The sequence below is a fragment of the Haloferax marinum genome (genome assembly GCF_009674625.1).
Taxonomy (GTDB): domain Archaea; phylum Halobacteriota; class Halobacteria; order Halobacteriales; family Haloferacaceae; genus Haloferax; species Haloferax marinum.
This window is the reverse complement of the sequence record NZ_WKJQ01000001.1, coordinates 869,914-889,571: the sequence shown is the minus strand read 5'-3', so window position 1 is coordinate 889,571 and position 19,658 is coordinate 869,914. Positions and strand designations below refer to the sequence as shown.

Genomic DNA, 19,658 nt, shown 5'->3' with positions numbered 1-19,658 from the left:
GCACTCCATCGTCGATAGCGGCCCCATCTATCGCCCATGCCCCATTCTGTGCACACTCTGTTCGAGTGGCATTCTTCACTGAACGAATCGTTCGGTGTCGTTTACAGCGGTGTGAAAAGACAGCGGTGTTTGCCGTGACGTCGCGGGCGAATCACTCGGTCTCGTCGGACCGTTCGTTCGTAAATCCGCCGAACGGTGTCGTCTCGTGAGTTCGTACGAGCACCTCGTCGGCGACGGTGAGGCCGAGTTCGAGCAGTTCCTGTGCGACGGGTGTGACGTCGTCGTCGTTCTTGCCGACCACCGTGACGAGGAGGTTCTTCTCGCCAGTGACGAGTTCCTGCACGGAGACCACACCGTCGATAGACAACACGTCTTGTATCATCGCTCCTCGTTTGGGAATCGGTGCGGTACAAAACAAGAGCATCTTGAACGGGTATCCCGACTGCTGGTAGTCGATAGCGGCGTGGTACCCCTTGATAACCTTCTGTTCTTCGAGGCGCTTGATGCGCTTTCGAACGGTGCTGTCGGACGTCCCGGACCGCTCTGCGATGTCCCCCGACGTCAGATTTCGCGCGTCTTCCTGCAGGGCGTGGAGAATCGCGCGGTCGACATCGTCGATGTCGTGGCCAACCATATCCGTACGTCTCGAGGGCGAGAGAAAGATATTTTGCTCTCCCAGGCCGGTCACCGATTGTCTGTACCGGTCTCTGCGTCGCTTCTGCAAAAATCTCTCCCCGCAACGACTTTGACCGCTAACGTCGCAGCAGACGTATGTCTGGAATCGTCTTCTTCGCGACAGAACAGCACGACGCAGTCGTGGAGTTCTACACCGACCGTGTCGGCGCCGAGGTGTGGCTCGAACAGGTCGACTGCACCATCCTCGATTTCGGTGGCTTTCGATTCGGGTTCTGTGACCGAGACCACACCGACGACTGCGGGATTCTCACGTTCGTCTCCGAGTCGAAACTCGACGTCGACGAGATGTACGACGCGCTCGTCGACGTTGCTCGTGACAGCCCGCACGAAAACGACACCTACGGAATCTACCAGTTCTTCGCCGACGACCCGGACGGCCGGGCCGCCGAGTTTCAGGTGTTTCTCGACTAACGCTCGTCGTCTGCGTCGTCGTCACGTTCGTCTGTGACCGACGCTCCCCAGATGAACTGGCTCGACTCGGCGACTTCGTCGTTCGATTCCCCGGATTCGTCGGCGTCGACGTCGCTGGCATCGCGGTCGGCGCTGTCTTCAGCATCGCGGTCGGCGCTGTTTTCGGAGTCTGGTTCTGGTTCAGCGTCGGGTTCTGGTTCAGCGTCGGGTTCGGATTCGGTGTCCGGTTCTGCTTCGTCCACGAGTCCATCCACGATTCGGCCGTCGTCACCAGTTATGACGGCTTCTGCGGTCGTTTCGTCTCGGTCTCCCTCGGCTTCGGCAATCTCGATACCGAGTGTGGCCTGCCGTTCGCGTCGGCGTTCCTCGCGGCGTTCGGCGAGTGCGTCGCGGAGTCTGTCGTCCAACTCGTCGCGGAGACTGGCGGCGTCGTATGCTTCGATATCGACTGCTGCGGCGTCGCCACCGACGATAGAGAGACTCCCAGCGGTGTCGGCAGTCACTGTCGAGACGCGCCAGCGTCGCTGGAATATCGTTCGCGCTTCGATGGCCGTCTGGATGCGGTAGTACGGCACGAAGCGAGTCTCACGCTTCCAGAAGCCGTTTCGCGTGACGAAGTGGTCCTCGGTGAGTGCTCGGCCACGGTGTCGGTACTGATAGACACCGGCCACGGCGGCGACGGGAATCAACCCCAGTGGGATGTACCACGGGACGCCGCCGAAGACGACGTTCAACCCGTAGAGCCCACCCACGATACCGCCGACAGCGAGTAGATACCGGATGACGTAGCGCCGGCGGATTCGTGACGGTGGCCGTTCGAACGTCGGTTCAGAGACGCCTTCTATCTCTTCGACGAGTGCGCGAACGCGGTCACGACTGGCGAGTGGAATCGCCGCTTCGGACCCGCGACGTGACCGATTCGAACCGCCCGCGTTCTCTGCACCGGGGGCGTACCCTGCCGTCTCGACGAGGAGCGTCGCATAGCCGAATCGGCGCTTCAGCGGGTTGTCTTCGATAGTGAGTGTCTGGAGTTTGTCGATGGGAATCGACCCGGTGTAATGCTGGATGAGGCCACGTTCGTACTGGAGTTCGTCACCGACGCGAGTCAGGCGGAACCCGTAGTAGTTCACCACGGCAGTCGCGAATCCTGCGGCCCACGAGGCGACTGCGACGAAGAAGGCCAGGACGACCACGCCGACGATACCAGCGGCCATCCCTCGAGTGGGGATGGGAACGTCGACGAAGGAGGCGACGATTGGGAGGATACTCGTCGCGAAGAGAAACACGATGCCGGGGAGGCGAAGGTCGAACGAGAGCGCACCGACGATACCGAGTTCACGTGGCGTCAGTTCGAAGAGGAGCTCTCGGTCCGGTTCTGGCGCGTCGGGTGACGTGTCGCCGCGCTTCAGTCGGGCGACCGCTTTCTGGATACGTTGGGCCTCCTCGTAGGTGACGAATCGGAGACTGCCTTCGGTCCCGCCTCCACCGGCGGTCTCGAAGTCGACGGCGGCCAGTCCGAACAGTCGCTGGGCGACGTTCCGAGAGATATCGACGTTCTGGATGCGTCGGTAGGGAATCTCCCGATTCCGTCGTGAGAAGACGCCAGACCGAATGTCGAGCGTGTCTTCGGTGAGTTCGTATTCGAATCGCTCGTAGTAGGCGAACTCGTAGCCTGCGATGGCGAGGACGGCGAACCCGACGAGTGCAACTGCGCCGAGGCCGCCGAGAATCCCACCGAATGCGGTCCCGCCGGAAAACGCGAGGAACACGAGCGCGAAGGCGATGCTGACGCTGCGCTGTGCCGCCCGGTACGGAACCGAGAGAGGCGAGAGGTGCGTCATACCGCGTCGTCGCCCTCGGCACGGATGGCGAGGCGTTTCAGTCGGTCCTGAAGGTCCTCCGCACCGTCGGGGGTGAGTCCGGGTATCGAAACGTCGGCACCGCGCGACCCGGCCGTGTAGACGATGGTCGAGGCGAGACCGGCGAGTCGTTCGAGCGGTCCACGGGCCGAGTCGACGTGCTGGACGCGGACGTAAGGGACGACAGTGTAGACTTTCGTGAGGACGCCGCGCTGGAGATACAGCGAGTCGTCTCGAATCTCGTACCCCCACGCTCGGTAGCGGAGCAGGGCGTAGGGGACGCCGACGACGAGTAAGACGAAGCTAATCGCCACTGGGGCGAGTGTGGGTATCGGAAGCGGTGTAAACAACACGCCCGCCGCTGCCACGCCGCCGACGAGAAGGGCGAAGATGACTGCTCGCGCGACCCAGAGAAGACGAATCCGAGGGTGGAGACGATTCACTGGTCTCCCTCCGTGGACGTGAACATACTATAGTTCAGGGTGGGCCGGCAGTAGATAAATATCTGTGGCCGAATCGACTGACGCTATCGAATCCTGCCGGTGTCACTCGACAGCGTGTCGGAGAAAAACCGCCCGGTGCTCAGTTCAGGAGCAGTCCCGCATCGAGGAGGAGCAAGACGGCGACGAGTGCTGCACCGAGGTAGAACGGCGCGGCGTTCTCCGCCGGTGTCCGGACCTTCTTCTGTGCGAGGCCGTCTTTCGCCCGACTCTGCCCGACTTCGACGAGAGCGGTCAGGCCCAACCAGAGGACCAGCATCGTGAGAACGAGGTGACCGCGGCCCGACCCGAACAGCGACCCGACGGTGTAGCGCGTTCCGGCGAGGTGACCACCGGTGACGAACATGAGCAGTGCTGCGACACGGGACCCCATCGTGAGACGAGAGATAATCGATTCGAACGCACCGGCGCGAATTTCGCCGGAACGGGCCGTCGGAAGGACGGCGAGTGCGAAGAAGAGGACGCTCCCCGTCCAGAGTCCGCCGACGAGCAAGTGGACCGTTGCCATGACTGTGTCGATGAGTGCCATGTTTCCGCCTTCGTTCAGTGGGGCTTGAAGGTTTCACCTTCTCCTCGGGACGCGTCGGGTGCGTAGAGACGAACGTCAGTGCAGAAGCGCTGGTTGTTCTGCGGTCACCATCACGTCGTGGGCGTAGTGGACGAGTGGGTCGCCGTCGGGGTGGTCGAAGCCACACGCCTCGAACATCGTATTCGCCCGTATCTCGGCGTCGACGTTCTGTATCGGCCAGGGGTCGTGGTCGATGACGCCGATGACGATGGGCCACTCGTCGGTGTAAAATCGGTAGTTCTCCACGAGGAACTCGGTGAGCGACCCCGGTTTGGGAGGACGTGGGTCGCCGAGTGGGCGATACGTCGCGTCGAAGTGTGCCGCTGGCACGTCCCGCGACGCAGGGCGGTAACTCTGGAACTCGATATCGCCGTCTCGTTCTCGGACGGACATCGTCGCGTGGTGGTAGGGGAGTCGGTAGCCAACTCTGGCCGACGTGACGCCGAGGCGGTCCGCGGCGTCGAGGGTGAAGAAGTAGACGCCCCGTTCGCCACCGAAGCGTGGTTCGACGTAGGTTCGCAGGTTCACTTCGGGAAACGACAGGCCAATCGGTGAACCGCGTGGTCGGATATCCACCATGTCGAACGAGACGACGCCGACCCACGCGTCACCGTCGTACGTCGCGACGGAGAGTCGGTCCGGAAGGTGCGCTTGGACGATATCTGGGTCCACGCGCCAGTGTGCGAACAACGTGTGTCGCCAGCGCATCGACAGGAGATCCATAGCTACTATACGTGCCGACGAGAGGAGTCGATTTCGGCGGCTGACGACCGAACCTGGGTCCAACCGCCGAAACGCCCACTGTGTTGGCCGTCTATCAGATACACATGGTCGAGAATGCGAGCGGTACGTTCGACATCGGCGGCGAGTTGACAGTCCACAGACTCGGGTTTGGTGCGATGCGTCTCACGGGCGCAGACATCATCGGTGAACCCGACGACGTGGCGAACGCGAAGAAGGTCCTCCACGAATCTCTCGCGCACGGAATCGACTTCATCGACACGGCAGACTCCTACGGACCCGCCGTCTCGGAGCGACTCATCGGTGAGGCACTCGCACCCTACCCAGACGAACTCGTCGTGGCGACGAAAGGAGGCCTTCTCCGCAACTCGGACGGCGATTGGAAACCGAACGGTGACCCAGACTACCTTCGAAACGCCATCCTCGGGAGTCTGGACCGACTCCGCGTCGATACCATCGACCTCTACCAACTCCACCGGCCCGACCCACACGTCCCCTTCGAAGAGTCGGTCCACGCGCTGGCAGAGATGAAAGACGAAGGGCTGATTCGACACGTCGGCCTCTCGAACGTCTCGGTCGAGAAACTCGACGAAGCACGCGAAATCGTCGATATCGCCACCGTCCAGAACCAGTACAACGTCGCGAACCGCGAGTCGGAAGCGGTGTTGGAGGCCTGCGAAGGGTACGGAATCGGGTTCATTCCGTGGTTCCCACTCGGCGCCGGCGACTTCGGAGACAAAGAAGACGCCCTCTCTGCTGTGGCGACGAAGCACGACGCGACCCCAGAGCAAATCGCCATCGCGTGGTTGCTCGACCGCTCCGACGTGATGTTGCCCATTCCCGGTACGGCGAGCGTCCCTCACCTCCGTGACAACGTCGCGGCCTCCCACATCGGACTCGACGACGAAGACGTGACTCGGTTAGAAGAGTAACCGCGAGAGTCAGGTTAGCTCCACGGTCGTTCGGTGAACTCTCCCGCTTCGATCTCGCGTTCTATCTCGCGGAGCGTCGCGTCGTCGACGCTCACGAGGTGGCACAGCGGATGCCCCGGTGCGGCGACCGGATTCTGGAGGACGCCGACGACGAGGCCGGTGAAGGGGGCTTCGACGCGCGTCTCTCTCGTCTTGAAGTGGTCGGATATCGTGCAGATGGTGTCGCCTTCGTAGACGAGTGGCACTTCGCCGTACTGCATCTCGACGAGTCCGCCGACGTCTGCGCGTAACCACGTCTTGTCCATCGCAGAGTCGATGATGCGTGTCCACCCTGGCCAACTGACTGGCTCGTCCGGAAGCACGCCGTACTCCGCGAGGACGCTCTCGACACCGTCGAGTGCGCGCTCCACCAGTGCTGGTTGGAATCGGTGGGCACGACCCATCTCGACAGTAATCGTCGGGATGCCGTCGTTCGTGGCGACCGTTCTGAGCGAGTTCGCTTCGGCCTCGCCCGAGAGAATCAGATTCGCACCGAACGCGCGGGCTAGGCGAGCGACTTCTGGCCGGGACATGTCCGCTCGCACGTGGTACATCGTAGTTCGGTTGCGCGTCGAGGTGTGGAAGTCGATGCCGATGTCACAGGGTTCGACGAAGTGTCGGTATATCTGGTTAGCCATCCGCTCGGCGGTGTTAGCCCCGTCGCGCCCAGGGAACGACCGATTGAGGTCGAGGTCGTAGATCGGGATGTAGCGCTGTTGGGCCAGATAGCCGGGGACGTTCGCGACGTGAATACAGACGAGTGTCCCGTGTATCTCTGCGGGGTCGTACCGACTGCTAACCTCCTGCATCACCTTCACACCGTTGAGTTCGTCGCCGTGAAGCGCCGCGTTCATGAACACCGATGGCCCGGCGTGGGCCCCGTTGATGATGGTGACGGGGATTTCGACAGGGTCGCCGAGATATGTCTCGCTAATCTCGTAGCGGAGGTGCCGAACCTCACCCGGTGCGACTTCGGCGTCATACCGGAACGGTTGGGGTTCCATGTACCCGCCATCGCTCGGGACACGTAAGAAGATTGACTGGCGACGGCTCGCGGTGACACACCCCCAGTGTGGGACTGTCCCACGTCTCGCAGCGACCACAGGACCTCAATTAAGAGGGTTTAGACGACGACGCACGAAAAATCGCTCGGGAGGTGGCAGCGACCCGGTGGGTTAATAAGGTTCTCGCCGGAGTGTCACGGTAATGGCACGCGACCGGTCCGCGATGGAGTCGGCCGAACTAACAGCAGTGCTTGACGCACTCGACGACGCGGACGCACGAGCCATCATCAGAGGACTCGAAGAACCAATGACGGCAAGTGAAATATCTGAAACGTGTGACATCCCGCTTTCTACGACGTACCGAAAGTTGGACTTACTCACCGATGCGGCGCTCCTCGCAGAGGGGACGCAGATTCGGGCCGATGGTCACCACGCAACCACCTACGAAGTGGCGTTCGACGAAGTACGAATCGCCCTGAACGAAGAACGGGACTTCGACGTGGCCGTGGGGCGGCCCGAACGGACTCCCGAAGAACGAATCGCAGACATCTGGACGCAGGTCCGGAGGGAGACGTAAGATGGGACACCTCAACGCATCGCCGACGATGGCGACGTTCATCATCGTCGTCAAGACGGGAATTCTCGTGCTCGGCGGCCTCATCACCTACTTCAGCTTCAAAGCGTACAGGCGAACTCGTTCGCCGGCGCTCAGGGCGTTGGCACTCGGGTTCGGTATCGTCACCTTCGGCGCACTCCTCGCGGGTGCATTCGACATACTGCTCGACATCAATCTCGCGACGGGCGTCCTCATCGACGCCGTGTTGACGCTCATCGGATTTGCGGTCATCACCTACTCGCTCTACGTCGAGTAACTGTCGCGCCCCCCACGGCTTCTTTCGAGCGCGACGTGTCCACTGCACGCTGTCCACACGAGTGCCGACAGTCGAACTTTGCCTCGTAGCGATGTTCACGTCCACCTCGACGGCGCTCACGACCTGTACGCCCTCGAAGTGTCCCGATTACACCGAATTCTCCTACCGTACTCTCGGACGTTTCGTGAGAGCAAGTACCACGATTATATTGTTTAGAACGTGCAAAACCGTTAATAGGGTGCGGGCGATATCGATAGATATGTCCGACGACGAACTGAACGAAATTCGCCAGCAAAAACGCGAACAACTCGAAAGCCAACTTCGCGGAGACGGCAGTGGTGCCGTCGAAGAAGTCGAATCTGCCCCGAGTGAACCAATCTACGTCAACGGCGCAGACGAACTGAACGACGTCATCTCGAACTACGACGTCGTGCTCGCCGACTTCTACGCAGACTGGTGTGGACCGTGCAAGATGCTCGAACCAACCATCGAGCAACTGGCCGAGAACACCGACGCTGCGATGGTCAAAGTCGACGTCGACGCGAACCAGCAACTCGCTGCGCAGTATCAGGTTCGCGGCGTCCCGACGATGGTCCTCTTCGCAGACGGCGAAGTCGCCGAGCAGATCGTGGGCGTCCGCGGATACGACGACCTCAAGGGTCTCGTCGACGCCCATCTCGCCTAAGCGAATCCATCACCGCTCGCGTCCGCTGACGTGACCACCCGGCCGCCACGCGTTCCACCACCGCTTCCACGGCCACGACGGACCCACCACGGCCACGACGAACCCACGACAGACCCGCTCTCGGTTCCCCACCATCTCACGGGTCTGCGACGCTCCCCACAGGAGCCTCCCGAATCCACCACCGGTCTCCCCACGTTCCCCCACGGGTCGTCTCTTGGCCCACACTCGGTCCAAAAACAGGTCACTGTCGGGACGTTTTGGTGACTGGCCGAGAGGCCGGTTGCCGACCTCACCTCGTTTTCACCATCACCACCTCGGGCCCACACCCACCACCTCGGGCCCACCATCACCACCACCTCGGGCGGCGCACCACGCCGCCTCCCCTCAGTTCCGCCGCAGAGTCGCACGAGAGTGTCGCCTCACCCGAGAACGTATCTGAGCGATGGATACCGCTCGACGAGCGGGACGCCCGCGATACGGTACTGTTCGACTAGCACGTCGAGTCCGACGATACGCCCTGCACCGAAGGCGGCGACAGAGAGGAGAACCACCATGAAGGTCAGATTGACCATGCCGTTTTCGATGTTCCAGTTCGCAAGGTAGAACACGAGCATCATCGCCGCACCTCCGAAGGCGGCCAGTCGCGTCAGCGCACCGAAGACGAGTGCGAGTCCGATGAACAGTTCTCCCCACGGGACCACGACGTTGGCGAACTGGACGAACAGGTCGTTGCCCCCCAGCGTGGTAAAGAGGGGCGCGAATGGACTGCCGTTTTCGACCACCGAATACAGGAGGAATCCTCGGACGTCGAATCCACTGCTGATGTTCTCGACGCCAGAGATGGCGAAGGCGAGTCCGATCGTGACTCTGAGCGCGAGCACGGCCCAGACGCTGAGCGGGTGGGCCTCCGCGTGGACGGTCACTCCCCCGACGTTACTCTCGAAATAGTTGGATGCCATGGAGCGTTCACCTCTAGTGGAGGAGACGTCCGGAAATCCGATATAACGGGAACGTGGTTCCCGCTACTGAGGAATCATGCAGGTCGAGTTGCGTCCGCGAGGACGGTTTATGTTCGTCTCCGACCAATTCAGGCTATGGAACTCGTCGCCGTACCCATCGATATCGGGACTCGCTCTCCCACGGTCCTTCTCAACGAGGCGGACGCGGCAGAACTCGGTGTCCACGCGCTCGAACGCGTGCAACTCCGACACGATGGGCGGACGACTATCGGAATCGTGGAGTTGACGGACGAACTCGTCGCAGAAGGCACACTCGGCGTGACCCGGCGACTCGGCCACATCGAGGGCGACATCGAGGTTTCGGTCGCGCCGCAACCGAACTCGGTCTACTACATCCGCAAGAAACTCAACGACATCGAACTCGAACGCCACGAACTCTCCCGAATCGTCAACGACATCTACGAAGAACGACTCGCAGACGTCGAACTCGGGGCGTACATCTCTGCGACCTACACCAACGGCCTCTCGATGGAAGAGACACTCCACCTCACCGAGTGTATGGCCGAGGTGGGAGAGACGATTACGTGGGACGACCCAATCGTCGCCGACAAGCACTCTATCGGCGGTGTCGCTGGGAATCGCGTCACTCCAATCATCGTCCCTATCGTCGCGTCCGCCGGCGTGAAAATCCCGAAAACGTCGTCTCGAGCGGTCACCTCTGCTGCCGGCACAGCAGATACGATGGAAGTGCTCTGTGACGTGGAGTTCTCTGTCGAGGAGATACGAGACATCGTCGGCCAGACCGGGGGCTGTCTCGTCTGGGGTGGCGCAGTGAACCTCTCTCCGGTCGACGACCGAATCATCCGCGCCGAGACACCGCTTTCTATCGACCCACGAGGCCAACTCATCGCCTCCGTCCTCTCGAAGAAAAAGAGCGCCGGCTCCACACACGTCGTCGTCGATATCCCCTACGGCGAAGGCGCGAAAGTCGAGAGTCTCGCCGAAGCACGTGAACTCGCGGAGGACTTCGACCGGGTTGGCACACACCTCGGGATGACCGTCGAGTGTGCAATCACGAACGGTGCGTCGCCAGTCGGGAGCGGCGTCGGCCCAGTTCTCGAAGCGCGCGAAGTCCTCGCGACGCTCGAAGGTAACGGTCCGAACGCCCTCCGCGTGAAAGCAATCCGCCTCGCGGACCTCCTCTTCGAGTCTGCCGGTGTCGACGCCGACGCAACCGAGATACTCGACTCGGGACAGGCGCGTGAGAAGTTCCGCGAGATACTCGCAGCGCAGAACGGCGACCCCGACGTGAAGGCAACAGACCTCTCTCCCGGCCGGCACACCCACACCGTCCGTGCCGACCGAGAAGGTGTCGTCACGCACATCAACAACCGTCTCGTGAACGAAATCGCCAGACGGGCGGGCGCACCGAAAGACCCCGGCGCGGGTATCGAACTCCACCACCGAATCCGTGACGTCGTCGCAGTTGACGAGGCGCTGTTTACCATCCACGCGGAGTCGTCGGACAAACTCTCCGACGCAATCGACTTGACCGAGCGAGTGGAGACGGTTCGCGTCCGCCATCCCGACGAAGCACTCGTCGACCGACTCTGAGACGAGCACTGTGCACCCGAGTCGCCCACGGCAGCGGCTTTTTTCCATCCGACCGCCGTATGTCGAGGTATGGACGAACGCGTACGCCCCGAGGTGCGGCGCATCGCGGAGGAAATCGATACGATGGAAATCCGCGGCGCGGCGACCATCGCGGACGCGGTAGCTCGCGCCCTCCGGACGCAGGCCCAAGAGAGTGAGGCGACCGACCCGGAGGTGTTTCGGGGTGAACTTCGAGCGGCCGCCCGGACGCTCTACGAGACCCGGCCGACGGCCGTGAGTCTCCCCAACGCGCTTCGGTACGTCCTCCGGGGCATGTCGAGTACGACCGTCGAGAGGCTTCGACAGAACGTCGTCGACTCGGCAGACGAGTTCTGTGCCCGTCTCGAACGGGCGCAAGCAGACCTCGGACAGGTCGGTGCGAACCGCCTCCGCGACGGCGACGTCATCATGACGCACTGCCACTCGACGGACGCACTCGCGTGTGTCGAAGCGGCAGTCGAACAGGGAAAACACATCGAGGCTATCGTCAAAGAGACCCGGCCACGCAACCAGGGGCACATCACTGCGAAACAACTCCACGAGATGGGCGTCCCCGTCACGCTCATCGTCGATTCGGCGGCCCGCCGGTATCTCAACGACGTCGACCACGTGTTGGTCGGTGCGGACGCCGTCGCCGCCGACGGGAGCGTCATCAACAAAATCGGGACGAGCGGCCTCGCGGTCAACGCCCGCGACAGAGGCACACCGATTATGGTGGCCGCACAGACGCTGAAACTCCATCCGGGAACGATGACGGGTCACACCGTCGATATCGAGATGCGCGACACCGAGGAGATACTCGACGACGAGACGCTCGCAGAAATCGGCAACCCAACGGTCAAGAACCCGGCGTTCGACGTGACTCCACCCCGCTACGTCGACGCTATCGTCACCGAACGCGGGCAGTTCCCGCCCGAGAGCATCGTCATCCTGATGCGCGAACTGTTCGGCGAGGGGACGACCGAACCGTGGGCGGACGCCTGAGCAGTTCGCGGCCGCTGGAGGGAGTTACCGCGGCGTCTCGGTGCCCCACTTGTCGAGGGCGACGGCGAGTTCGGGCGTCTCTTCTGCGGCCTCGGTAATCGTTCGGCCATCGGTGTAGGCGTCGATTGCGGCGCGGAGCGCGACTGCACCGGCGCGAGTGCCGTCGGGGTGGCCGTGGATACCGCCACCGAGTTGGACACAGACGTTCGTCCCCGTGGCGTCGAGGAGGTCGGGCAGGAGTCCGGGGTGGAGACCGCCGGACGCGACGGGCAAGACGTCGGTCATGCCGTAGAGGTCGCTCCGCATCCACTGGTTGATGCCGACGGTGTCTTCGTTGGCGAGTTTGCCGAGTCCTGCGGTTCCGGTGTGGAGTTGGTCGACGCCGCAGAGACGCGACACCTGTGCGAGGACGCGCATCGAGACACCGTGGGTCGGCAGCCGGTCGAAGGCGGCGTGCATGGCACGGTGGGCGTGAATCGCCATGCCGTGTTTCTCGGTTCGTTCGCGGACGGTCTGGAGACCCGCCCAACCGGCGGTGATGATGTCCACCATGACGTACTCGCCACCCTGTGCGGCCACCTCGTCGACGCGGTCCAGCATCGTCTGGGTGTCAGCGGTGACGTTGATGAGATACGATTTTTTCTCCCCTGTCTCGTCTTCGGCGTCGTCACGGAGCGCCAGCGATTCGGTGAGGCGGTCGGAGAAGGGGTTGAAATCCTGGTCGGTCAGGTTCTCGTCGTCTTTCAGCAGGTCGACGCCGCCGACCCACGCGTCGTAGCCAACCTGTGCGTGAGCCTTCGTCGAGAGGCCGACTTTCGGTTTTGGAACGGTGGCCGTAATCGGGCGGTCGGTGACGCCGAATATCTCCTCTCTGACGGACGACCCGTAGAGTGGACCGGGGTACGACGAGACGATAGCGTCGGGCCACTCACAGTCGACGAGTCGAATCGTATCGACCGCTTTCATCCCCATGATGTTGCCGGCGATACAGGAGAGCACCTGCGGCATGTTGCCGGGTTCGAAGAGGCCGGCGGGGTAGGCGACTTTGATGGTGTCGCCGTCTATCGAGAACGTGGTCGCACCCATGTCGGTGAAGTCCGCACCGGTCTGGAGGGCGGCCCACGTTCCGTTGGAGGACTCCGACGCCACGCGACTGGCGGCCGCCTCCGTGGACATGCCTGTCGCGGGGTCGATGCGGAACGTGCAGACGAGGTCCTCGGCGGTCGGTTCGTACTCGAGGTCGAGGAAGTCTTCGTACGTGATACCCATAGCTTCGCCTACGCCCCCGCGAGGCATAAAACGACGTCCCGAAGCGACTTTGTAGGGAGAACGCGAACTCTGAGGGTTCGGTAATCTGGTGTCGACTGCGGTCTGTGAACCGAGTCAGAAGACGACGAACGTCGGGAGGTAGAGGCCGATACAGAGCAGTGCTGCCCTGCGGTCGATTCCCTTCCGCCAGTAGAACAGCGCCAACACGGCGAGCGAGACGCCGAGCATGTAGAGTCCCGACAGCGTCACCGACGCGACGTCGGAGACGACCACGTCTGCGACCAGTGCCCCAACGCCGAGCGAGAAGACGGGGTCGGTGATGTTGCTTCCGAGAATCGCCCCGACAGAGATGCCGGCTTTCCCCTCTCTGGCAGCGATACCGGCGACGACGATTTCGGGTGCCGTCGTCCCGAGTCCCGTGAGCAACCCGACGAAGAACTCGGAGACACCGGCCAACCGGGCGAGTGCGATACCGTTCGTCACCATCACCTGTCCACCGACGACGACCAAGAGTAGTCCGAACGCGACGATTGGGAGTCCTCGCTCGGGTGGCTCTTCTTCTTCGATGACTTCTTCGGCAATCTCCTCGCCACCTTCGTTCGTATAGAGGATGTAGACGAAGTTCACGTAGGCGAGCATCATCAGAAAGCCCTCCGACCGCTGGACGACGCCGTCTTCGAGGGTCAAGAGCATGATAATCATCGCGAGCGTCATCGCGCCGCCGTAGACCATCACTTCCCGGCGCTTCGCCACGATGGGGGCGATGAGTGCGACGATACCGATAGCGAGGGTAATCTGTGACGTCTCCGACCCGATGATGTTCCCGACGACGATGTCGCCGGCCCCGTAGTACGCCGCGACGATGGACGTCGTCATCTCGGGAATCGACGTGCCGACGGAGATGAGCGTCACGCCGATGAAGAACTGCGAGACACCGTAGAACCGGGCGACTTCGGCCGCGGCGGTGACCGCACGGTCTGCGCCGAAGACGAGTCCGGCGAGGCCAGCGACGAACAACGTGACCTCGACTATCATGTCGGTAGTCGAACGTCTCGGCGCAACGACGTAAACTGTCGGGTCGGCGGCGAATCAGTCGCCCGACCCACGAATCAGGGTGACAGGAGCGCCCGCACCTCGCGGAACTCGGGAACGTCGGTGTCGAGTGCGCCACAGAGTGCGTCCGCCGCGCCCAACAACCACTCGGCGCGTTCGACACGGGATTCGAGGTCGCCCGGCCCGATTCGGTAGTTGTCGACCAGTTCTTCGATGTCCACACCTTCGGACCACTCGTGGAGGATTCGTGCGGTCTTGACCGCAGTCAGCCACTCTTCGAACGGGTCCGCTTCGTGCATCGCGGTGGTGAACTCGCTGGCGTGGTTTCGCGCGTACTGGTACATGACGGCCCGCTCACGGTTCCCGAGATAGGTGTCGAGCATGTCGGGCGTGTCGCAGACGACTTCCAGCGCGGTCCGTGCCGTCACGTTCTCGGCTGCCATCGTCTCGATGGTGCGGACGCCCGAGACGATTCGCGCACCGGTCGTCGGCGAGACGTACTGTCGAGAGGTCTGTGCGCCGAGCGTCGTCGCCGACAGCGAGTCGTCGCCCACGGTGAGCATCTCCATGGCCACGAGGTCGGAGACGACGTCGCTGACGAGGTCTGTGAGGTCGACGTCCGGGTTCTGGTGGGCGTAGTAGGTCGCAGAGAACACGTCCGCGACGCCGTCGAGTGAGTCGGCGAACCCGGAGGCGACGACGGAGAGAACGTGCGTTCGGAGCGCTTCGTCGTCGGCGAACTGCGAATCGACCGCTTCGGCGTCGGCCTCCACGTAGCGCTCGACGAGTTCGTCTTTCACGGTGTCGTCGCCGACGAGCACCGCCTCACCGTAGGGGTCGAGATGCGGTCGGCCCGCGCGGCCGCACATCTGGTGGACGTCGAGGACGGGAATCCACGCCATCGACTCTCCAGTGTAGCGTTTCTGGTCGCGGATGACGACTCTCCGCGCGGGGACGTTCACGCCCGCCGCGAGCGTCGGCGTCGCACAGATGACGGCGAGTCGTCTGTCGCGGAAGGCGTTCTCGACGGCCGCCCGCTGCGAACTTCGGAGTCCTGCGTGGTGGAATCCGACGCCAGTCCGGGCACAGTCTGCGAGTCGCTGCCCGGTCGTGGTGCCGCCCAGTTCGGCGAGTTCGCCGCCGAGGTCCGGTGCGGGCGAGAGGGCTTCGTCTGCGAGTCGCTCGGCGAGGTTCTCCGCCTCGCGGCGAGAGCGAACGAACGCGAGACACTGGCCACCGCTTTCGACGGCATCGGCGACGAGCGAGACGGTAGCCTCTGTTGCAGCGTCTTCGTTCGGGCCGACCGGCGGGACGTCCACAGTGAGCGTCGAGTCGTCGTCGAACTCGACGGTTCCGTCGGCGTAGACGCCGGTCCGAAGCGAGACGGGTCGCCACGTACTCTCGACGAGTTCGGCGTTCAACCAGTGGGCGATGACTTCGGGGTTGTCGACTGTCGCAGAGAGCGCGACGAGTTGCAGGTCGGGGACGCGTCGCTGTAACGTCGCGAGCGTGATTTCGAGTGTTGGCCCCCGTCCAGGCGCGCCCAGGAGGTGGACCTCGTCGACGACGACGCACGCGAGGTTTTCGACCCACGACGCGCCATTTCGAATCGCGGAATCGACCTTCTCGCTCGTCGCGACGACGATGTCGTACTCGCCGAGGTCTTCTTCGGCCGAGTCGAAGTCACCGGTCGAGATACCGACGCTCACACCGGGGAGTTTGTCGAACGTCTCGTACTTCTCGCGGGCGAGCGCACGAAGCGGGACGATGTAGAGACCTGGGCCGTCGGCGGTGAGCATCGCCAGTTCCGCGATGAACGTCTTCCCGCTGGCGGTCGGAATGGCGGCGACGACGCGGCCCCCGTCTGCGATTCCAGCCTCCACGGCGGCAACCTGTGGCGGATACAGTTCTTCGATGCCGCTCGACTCGTAGTGAGAGACTAGCGTCGCCGGCAGCGGGAGGTCACGCACGCGCATCTGTCACACACTGGGTTCGGATTCACTTAAATATCTTCGCCAGATGCAGATACATCTGAACCTTGGCATGTCGAGTCGCCTCGCTGTGATTTCAGTCCCGTGTGACTGTATTGCTCGGCAGGTATTTCCGTCGCCTGGGCGATAGATGAGTTGAGAAACATGTTTCAACGCGCCCTCCTGGTCGTCCTCATCTTCGCCGTCGTTCTGGCCGGTATCCCGGCCACGACGGCCGGTCAAGAGGCGACGGCCTACATCGACGACGTCATCGTCTCGCCGGCGCAACCGACACCCGACGAGCGGTTCACACTGACGACAGTCGTACAGAACGCTCAAACCAGCCCCACGAATCTCGACGTGACAGACGTGTACGTCCGTACCGCCGGGGGGACGAGGGACCTCGCACGGGTCGAAGACCTCGGTACCATCCCGCCCGGAAGCGACCTTCGAATCCCGCTCTCACTCCGTCTCGAAGACCCAGGGACGTACGACCTTCGTGTAACCGTCATCGGACAGAGCAACGGGGAGACCCAACGACTCCAGTACCCTGTCGTGGTTCGTGTTCGTGAGGGTGGTCCACAGGTCGCCATCGAAGTCGGCGACGCAGTCATCGGGACGGAGACACCGGTGGCAGTCACCGTCTCGAACGGTGAAGACGTCGTCGCCCGGAACGTTCGCCTCTCGGTCGCTGCGGACGGGGCGACGGTCGAAAACGCGACGCGCGTCGTTCCGCGACTCGAATCCGGTGAGGCGCGGACGTTCGACTTCGGCGTAACCCCGTCGACGGCAGAGTCGCAAGTCGTCGCGAGCCTTCAGTACACCACCGCCGACGGAAACGCGAGAACGACGACTGCGGCGGCCCCCCTCGTCGCGGAACCACTCCGCCAGGAAGTCCGTCTCGACGCGTCGCTCGGTGACGGTGCTCGCCCCGCCGTCGTCGTCGACGTGACGAATCTCGGAAACGCCCCGCTCGACGACCTCGTCATCTCACTGCGTGACGGCGGTTCGGTCGTCCTCAGGAAACCCGTCGAGTCGATTCCCGCGGAGTCCGAACGAACGGTTCGGCTGAACGTCTCGTCGGTCGACCGAGCGACGCTCGACGTGATTGCAACGTACGAAACCGGCGGCCAAATGGGAACGACGACGACGGCCATCGACTACGTCGCCTCACCCGGTGAAATCGAACTCACCGGTGTCGACGTCGAACTCGAAGACGGGGCCGTCCACATCTCGGGGAGTGCGAGCAACGTCGGACTCAGTGACGCCCAGAGCGTCGTCGTTCGCGTCGTTCCGACCGATGGCGTCGAACCGGCCCGCCCGTACAAAGAGTACTTCGTCGGGAGCGTCCCGGCGAGCGATTTCGCCTCGTTCGACCTCTACGCCAACGTCGAAGCTGGTGTGACGACCGTTCCCGTCGAGGTGACGTACCTCGTCGATGGGCGCGAGCGAACCGCCGAGACGATGGTCGACGTCTCTGGCCTGTCGGACCCCGACGAACAGAACCGTGGGAGTGGAATTAACTCGACGCTCCTTCTCGGCGGCGGGGCCGTCGCGCTCCTCGTCGTGGTCGGCGTCAGCATCTACGCGTACCGACGGCGCTGATTCGAGATGAGCCACATCATCGAACTTCAGCACGTCTGGAAACGGTACGACACCGGGGGCGAAATCGTCGAGGCGTTGCGAGACGTCGATTTCCACGCGGACCCCGGCGAGTTCGTCACCGTGATGGGTCCCTCTGGGAGTGGGAAGTCGACGATGCTGAACGTCCTCGGGTTACTCGACACGCCCACCGAAGGGACCGTCCTCCTCGACGGGCAGGACGTGACCGACCTCTCGGACGCCGAGATGACGACCCAGCGCAAACAGTTCATCGGGTTCATCTTCCAGAGTTTCCACCTGATTCCGACGCTGTCGGCGCTGGAGAACGTCGAAGTGCCGACGCTCTTCGGCGACGACCCGACGGCACGAGAACGGGCGACGACGCTCCTCGAACGGGTGGGGCTGGGAGACCGCCTCCACTACCGGCCGGACCAACTCTCTGGCGGGCAGAAACAGCGTGTCGCAGTCGCCCGTGCGCTCGTCAACGAACCGCGAATCCTGCTCGCTGACGAACCGACCGGGAACCTCGACCGAAAGACCGGTCGGAGCGTCCTCGACCTGTTCGACGAGATTCGACGCGAAGACGACGTCGCGGTCATCGCAGTCACTCACGACCCACAGATTACCGAATACGCCGACCGGACGATCGAACTGGTCGATGGGAGAATCCAATGAGCAGGCTCGACGACCTCTACCGACGCGTTCCGGCGTTGTTGATGGCTCGTCGGAACCTCTCGCGAAACAAGATACGCTCTGGTCTCGCCGTCCTCGGCATCATCATCGGCGTCCTCGCAATCGCCTCGCTCGGGATGTTCGGGACGACGCTCCGCACGGGAGCGTCACAGCAACTCGGCGAGATTGGCAACGAGATAACCATCTCACCGAACTTTCAGGAGGGTATCGAGGAGTTGAGTGAGCGAGACGTAGCCGAGATACGTCGGGTCGTCGTCGACAGTGAAGTCGTCGCGGTTCGGACCGACACGGGACTCGTGACACGGGGGCAACGACAGACGGTGGTCACGATATACGGGATGGAAAATCCCGGTGCGCTGTACGAGGCGCAGGATGGTCGCGTTCCAGATAGACTCCGACAGGGCGTCCTCGTCGGGTCGGGAACTGCCGAAATCCTCGACGCCGAACCCGGAAACACCATCTCTATCGATGGCCGAACCTACCGAATCTCTGCAGTGCTCGCCGAAGAACAGGGTATCTCGCTCGTCAACCCGAACAACGCCGTCGTCGTCCCGGTCGAAGACGTGAACGGAACCGGCTACAACCAGGTCATCGTGAGTTCGGAGTCCGGACAGGCGGCGAACGAGTCTGCCATCGCCATCCGCGAGTCGCTGAACGAACGCGAAGAGCGCGTGAACGTCTTCGAACTGCAGGCGATTACGCAAGGAATCAACCAGTTCTTCGGCATCCTCAACACGTTCCTCATCGGCATCGGGTCGATTTCGCTCGTCGTCGCCGGTGTGAGCATCCTCAACGTCATGCTCATGAGCACCATCGAGCGCCGACAGGAGATTGGCGTGCTTCGGGCCGTCGGCGTCCAGCGGGGTGACGTGATTCGGATGATTCTCGCCGAGGCCGGACTGCTGGGTGTTGCAGGCGGCGTCATCGGCGCGATTCTCGCACTCGGTGCAGGTATCGCACTCAACTCGTTCGTCTTGGACGACCCGCTGGCGACGTTCCAGGTCGTCAACTTCCTCTACATCCTCCTCGCCGTGGGATTCGGTATCGGGACGAGTGTCCTCTCGGGACTGTATCCGGCGTGGAAAGCCGCCAACGAACGACCGGTCGAGGCGTTACGAAAATAGGACAGGCGCGTTCGGCGCGTCCGCTTTTGGCTCACAGAGCGTTG

20 protein-coding genes are annotated in these 19,658 nt (G+C 62.7%); 10 read left to right on the top strand and 10 right to left on the bottom strand.

Annotation, left to right across the window (positions count from 1 at the left end):
- Positions 1-151: 151 nt before the first annotated feature.
- Positions 152-634, bottom strand: coding sequence for an Lrp/AsnC family transcriptional regulator (locus GJR99_RS04530; protein WP_151109708.1), 483 nt, complete (start codon positions 632-634; stop codon positions 152-154).
- A 137-nt stretch (positions 635-771) separates the two neighbouring features.
- Between GJR99_RS04530 and GJR99_RS04525 the strand changes: the two genes are divergently transcribed.
- The gene (locus GJR99_RS04525; protein WP_151109706.1) at positions 772-1,107 is read left to right on the top strand and encodes a VOC family protein; all 336 of its coding nucleotides are present in this window, start codon (positions 772-774) and stop codon (positions 1,105-1,107) included.
- On the opposite strand, the gene GJR99_RS04520 is transcribed toward GJR99_RS04525, so the two are convergent.
- From GJR99_RS04520 to GJR99_RS04505, 4 genes are all read right to left on the bottom strand, one after another.
- On the bottom strand, positions 1,104-2,948 hold the full coding sequence (locus GJR99_RS04520; RefSeq protein WP_151109704.1) for a PH domain-containing protein: 1,845 nt from the start codon (positions 2,946-2,948) through the stop codon (positions 1,104-1,106). The genes GJR99_RS04525 and GJR99_RS04520 overlap by 4 nt on opposite strands.
- Positions 2,945-3,409, bottom strand: a complete 465-nt coding sequence (locus GJR99_RS04515) for a PH domain-containing protein (RefSeq protein ID WP_151109702.1) — start codon at positions 3,407-3,409, stop codon at positions 2,945-2,947. Before GJR99_RS04515 ends, GJR99_RS04520 begins: the two co-directional genes overlap by 4 nt.
- Before the next feature lie 139 nt (positions 3,410-3,548).
- On the bottom strand, positions 3,549-3,995 hold the full coding sequence (locus GJR99_RS04510; RefSeq protein WP_151109700.1) for a transporter: 447 nt from the start codon (positions 3,993-3,995) through the stop codon (positions 3,549-3,551).
- A 75-nt stretch (positions 3,996-4,070) separates the two neighbouring features.
- The gene (locus GJR99_RS04505) at positions 4,071-4,757 is read right to left on the bottom strand and encodes a YqjF family protein (RefSeq protein ID WP_151109698.1); all 687 of its coding nucleotides are present in this window, start codon (positions 4,755-4,757) and stop codon (positions 4,071-4,073) included.
- A 104-nt stretch (positions 4,758-4,861) separates the two neighbouring features.
- On the opposite strand from GJR99_RS04505, the gene GJR99_RS04500 reads away from it, so the two are divergent.
- Entirely contained in the window at positions 4,862-5,707 is an 846-nt protein-coding gene (locus tag GJR99_RS04500) for an aldo/keto reductase (RefSeq protein ID WP_151109696.1), read from the top strand.
- Between the two features lie 14 nt (positions 5,708-5,721).
- Here GJR99_RS04500 and GJR99_RS04495 read toward each other — a convergent pair whose 3' ends face one another.
- Positions 5,722-6,750 (bottom strand): succinylglutamate desuccinylase/aspartoacylase family protein, encoded by a 1,029-nt coding sequence (locus GJR99_RS04495; RefSeq protein WP_151109694.1) that lies wholly within the window; start codon positions 6,748-6,750, stop codon positions 5,722-5,724.
- Between the two features lie 202 nt (positions 6,751-6,952).
- Between GJR99_RS04495 and GJR99_RS04490 the strand changes: the two genes are divergently transcribed.
- From GJR99_RS04490 to trxA, 3 genes are all read left to right on the top strand, one after another.
- Positions 6,953-7,327, top strand: a complete 375-nt coding sequence (locus GJR99_RS04490) for a helix-turn-helix domain-containing protein (protein ID WP_151109692.1) — start codon at positions 6,953-6,955, stop codon at positions 7,325-7,327.
- 1 nt (position 7,328) lies between these two features.
- On the top strand, positions 7,329-7,622 hold the full coding sequence (locus GJR99_RS04485; RefSeq protein ID WP_151109690.1) for a DUF7521 family protein: 294 nt from the start codon (positions 7,329-7,331) through the stop codon (positions 7,620-7,622).
- Positions 7,623-7,881: 259 nt separating this feature from the next.
- Entirely contained in the window at positions 7,882-8,307 is a 426-nt protein-coding gene (trxA, locus tag GJR99_RS04480) for a thioredoxin (RefSeq protein ID WP_151109688.1), read from the top strand.
- A 419-nt stretch (positions 8,308-8,726) separates the two neighbouring features.
- Here the strand turns inward: trxA and GJR99_RS04475 are convergent, their stop codons facing one another.
- Positions 8,727-9,266 (bottom strand): DoxX family protein, encoded by a 540-nt coding sequence (locus tag GJR99_RS04475; RefSeq protein ID WP_151109686.1) that lies wholly within the window; start codon positions 9,264-9,266, stop codon positions 8,727-8,729.
- A gap of 135 nt (positions 9,267-9,401) precedes the next feature.
- Between GJR99_RS04475 and GJR99_RS04470 the strand changes: the two genes are divergently transcribed.
- Together GJR99_RS04470 and GJR99_RS04465 are read left to right on the top strand one after the other, a co-directional pair.
- A complete protein-coding gene (locus GJR99_RS04470; RefSeq protein ID WP_151109683.1) occupies positions 9,402-10,880 on the top strand; it encodes an AMP phosphorylase in 1,479 nt (492 codons plus the stop codon).
- Between the two features lie 69 nt (positions 10,881-10,949).
- Complete coding sequence (locus GJR99_RS04465; RefSeq protein ID WP_151109681.1) at positions 10,950-11,903, top strand: ribose 1,5-bisphosphate isomerase; 954 nt, start codon at positions 10,950-10,952, stop codon at positions 11,901-11,903.
- Between the two features lie 24 nt (positions 11,904-11,927).
- Here GJR99_RS04465 and rbcL read toward each other — a convergent pair whose 3' ends face one another.
- From rbcL to GJR99_RS04450, 3 genes are all read right to left on the bottom strand, one after another.
- Positions 11,928-13,172, bottom strand: coding sequence for a type III ribulose-bisphosphate carboxylase (rbcL, locus tag GJR99_RS04460; RefSeq protein WP_151109679.1), 1,245 nt, complete (start codon positions 13,170-13,172; stop codon positions 11,928-11,930).
- A 114-nt stretch (positions 13,173-13,286) separates the two neighbouring features.
- Entirely contained in the window at positions 13,287-14,207 is a 921-nt protein-coding gene (locus GJR99_RS04455) for a sodium:calcium antiporter (protein WP_151109677.1), read from the bottom strand.
- A 74-nt stretch (positions 14,208-14,281) separates the two neighbouring features.
- Positions 14,282-16,201: a DEAD/DEAH box helicase gene (locus GJR99_RS04450; protein ID WP_151109675.1), complete on the bottom strand. Its 1,920-nt coding sequence runs from the start codon at positions 16,199-16,201 to the stop codon at positions 14,282-14,284.
- Positions 16,202-16,360: 159 nt separating this feature from the next.
- Here GJR99_RS04450 and GJR99_RS04445 point away from each other — a divergent pair, with 159 nt between their 5' ends.
- The 3 genes from GJR99_RS04445 to GJR99_RS04435 are packed head-to-tail and all read left to right on the top strand — an operon-like array spanning position 16,361 to position 19,614.
- A complete protein-coding gene (locus GJR99_RS04445) occupies positions 16,361-17,800 on the top strand; it encodes a COG1361 family protein (RefSeq protein ID WP_151109673.1) in 1,440 nt (479 codons plus the stop codon).
- Positions 17,801-17,806: 6 nt separating this feature from the next.
- Positions 17,807-18,472: an ABC transporter ATP-binding protein gene (locus tag GJR99_RS04440; RefSeq protein WP_151109670.1), complete on the top strand. Its 666-nt coding sequence runs from the start codon at positions 17,807-17,809 to the stop codon at positions 18,470-18,472.
- Positions 18,469-19,614, top strand: a complete 1,146-nt coding sequence (locus tag GJR99_RS04435) for an ABC transporter permease (RefSeq protein WP_151109668.1) — start codon at positions 18,469-18,471, stop codon at positions 19,612-19,614. The genes GJR99_RS04440 and GJR99_RS04435 overlap by 4 nt, the downstream gene beginning before the upstream one ends.
- Positions 19,615-19,658: the final 44 nt, after the last annotated feature.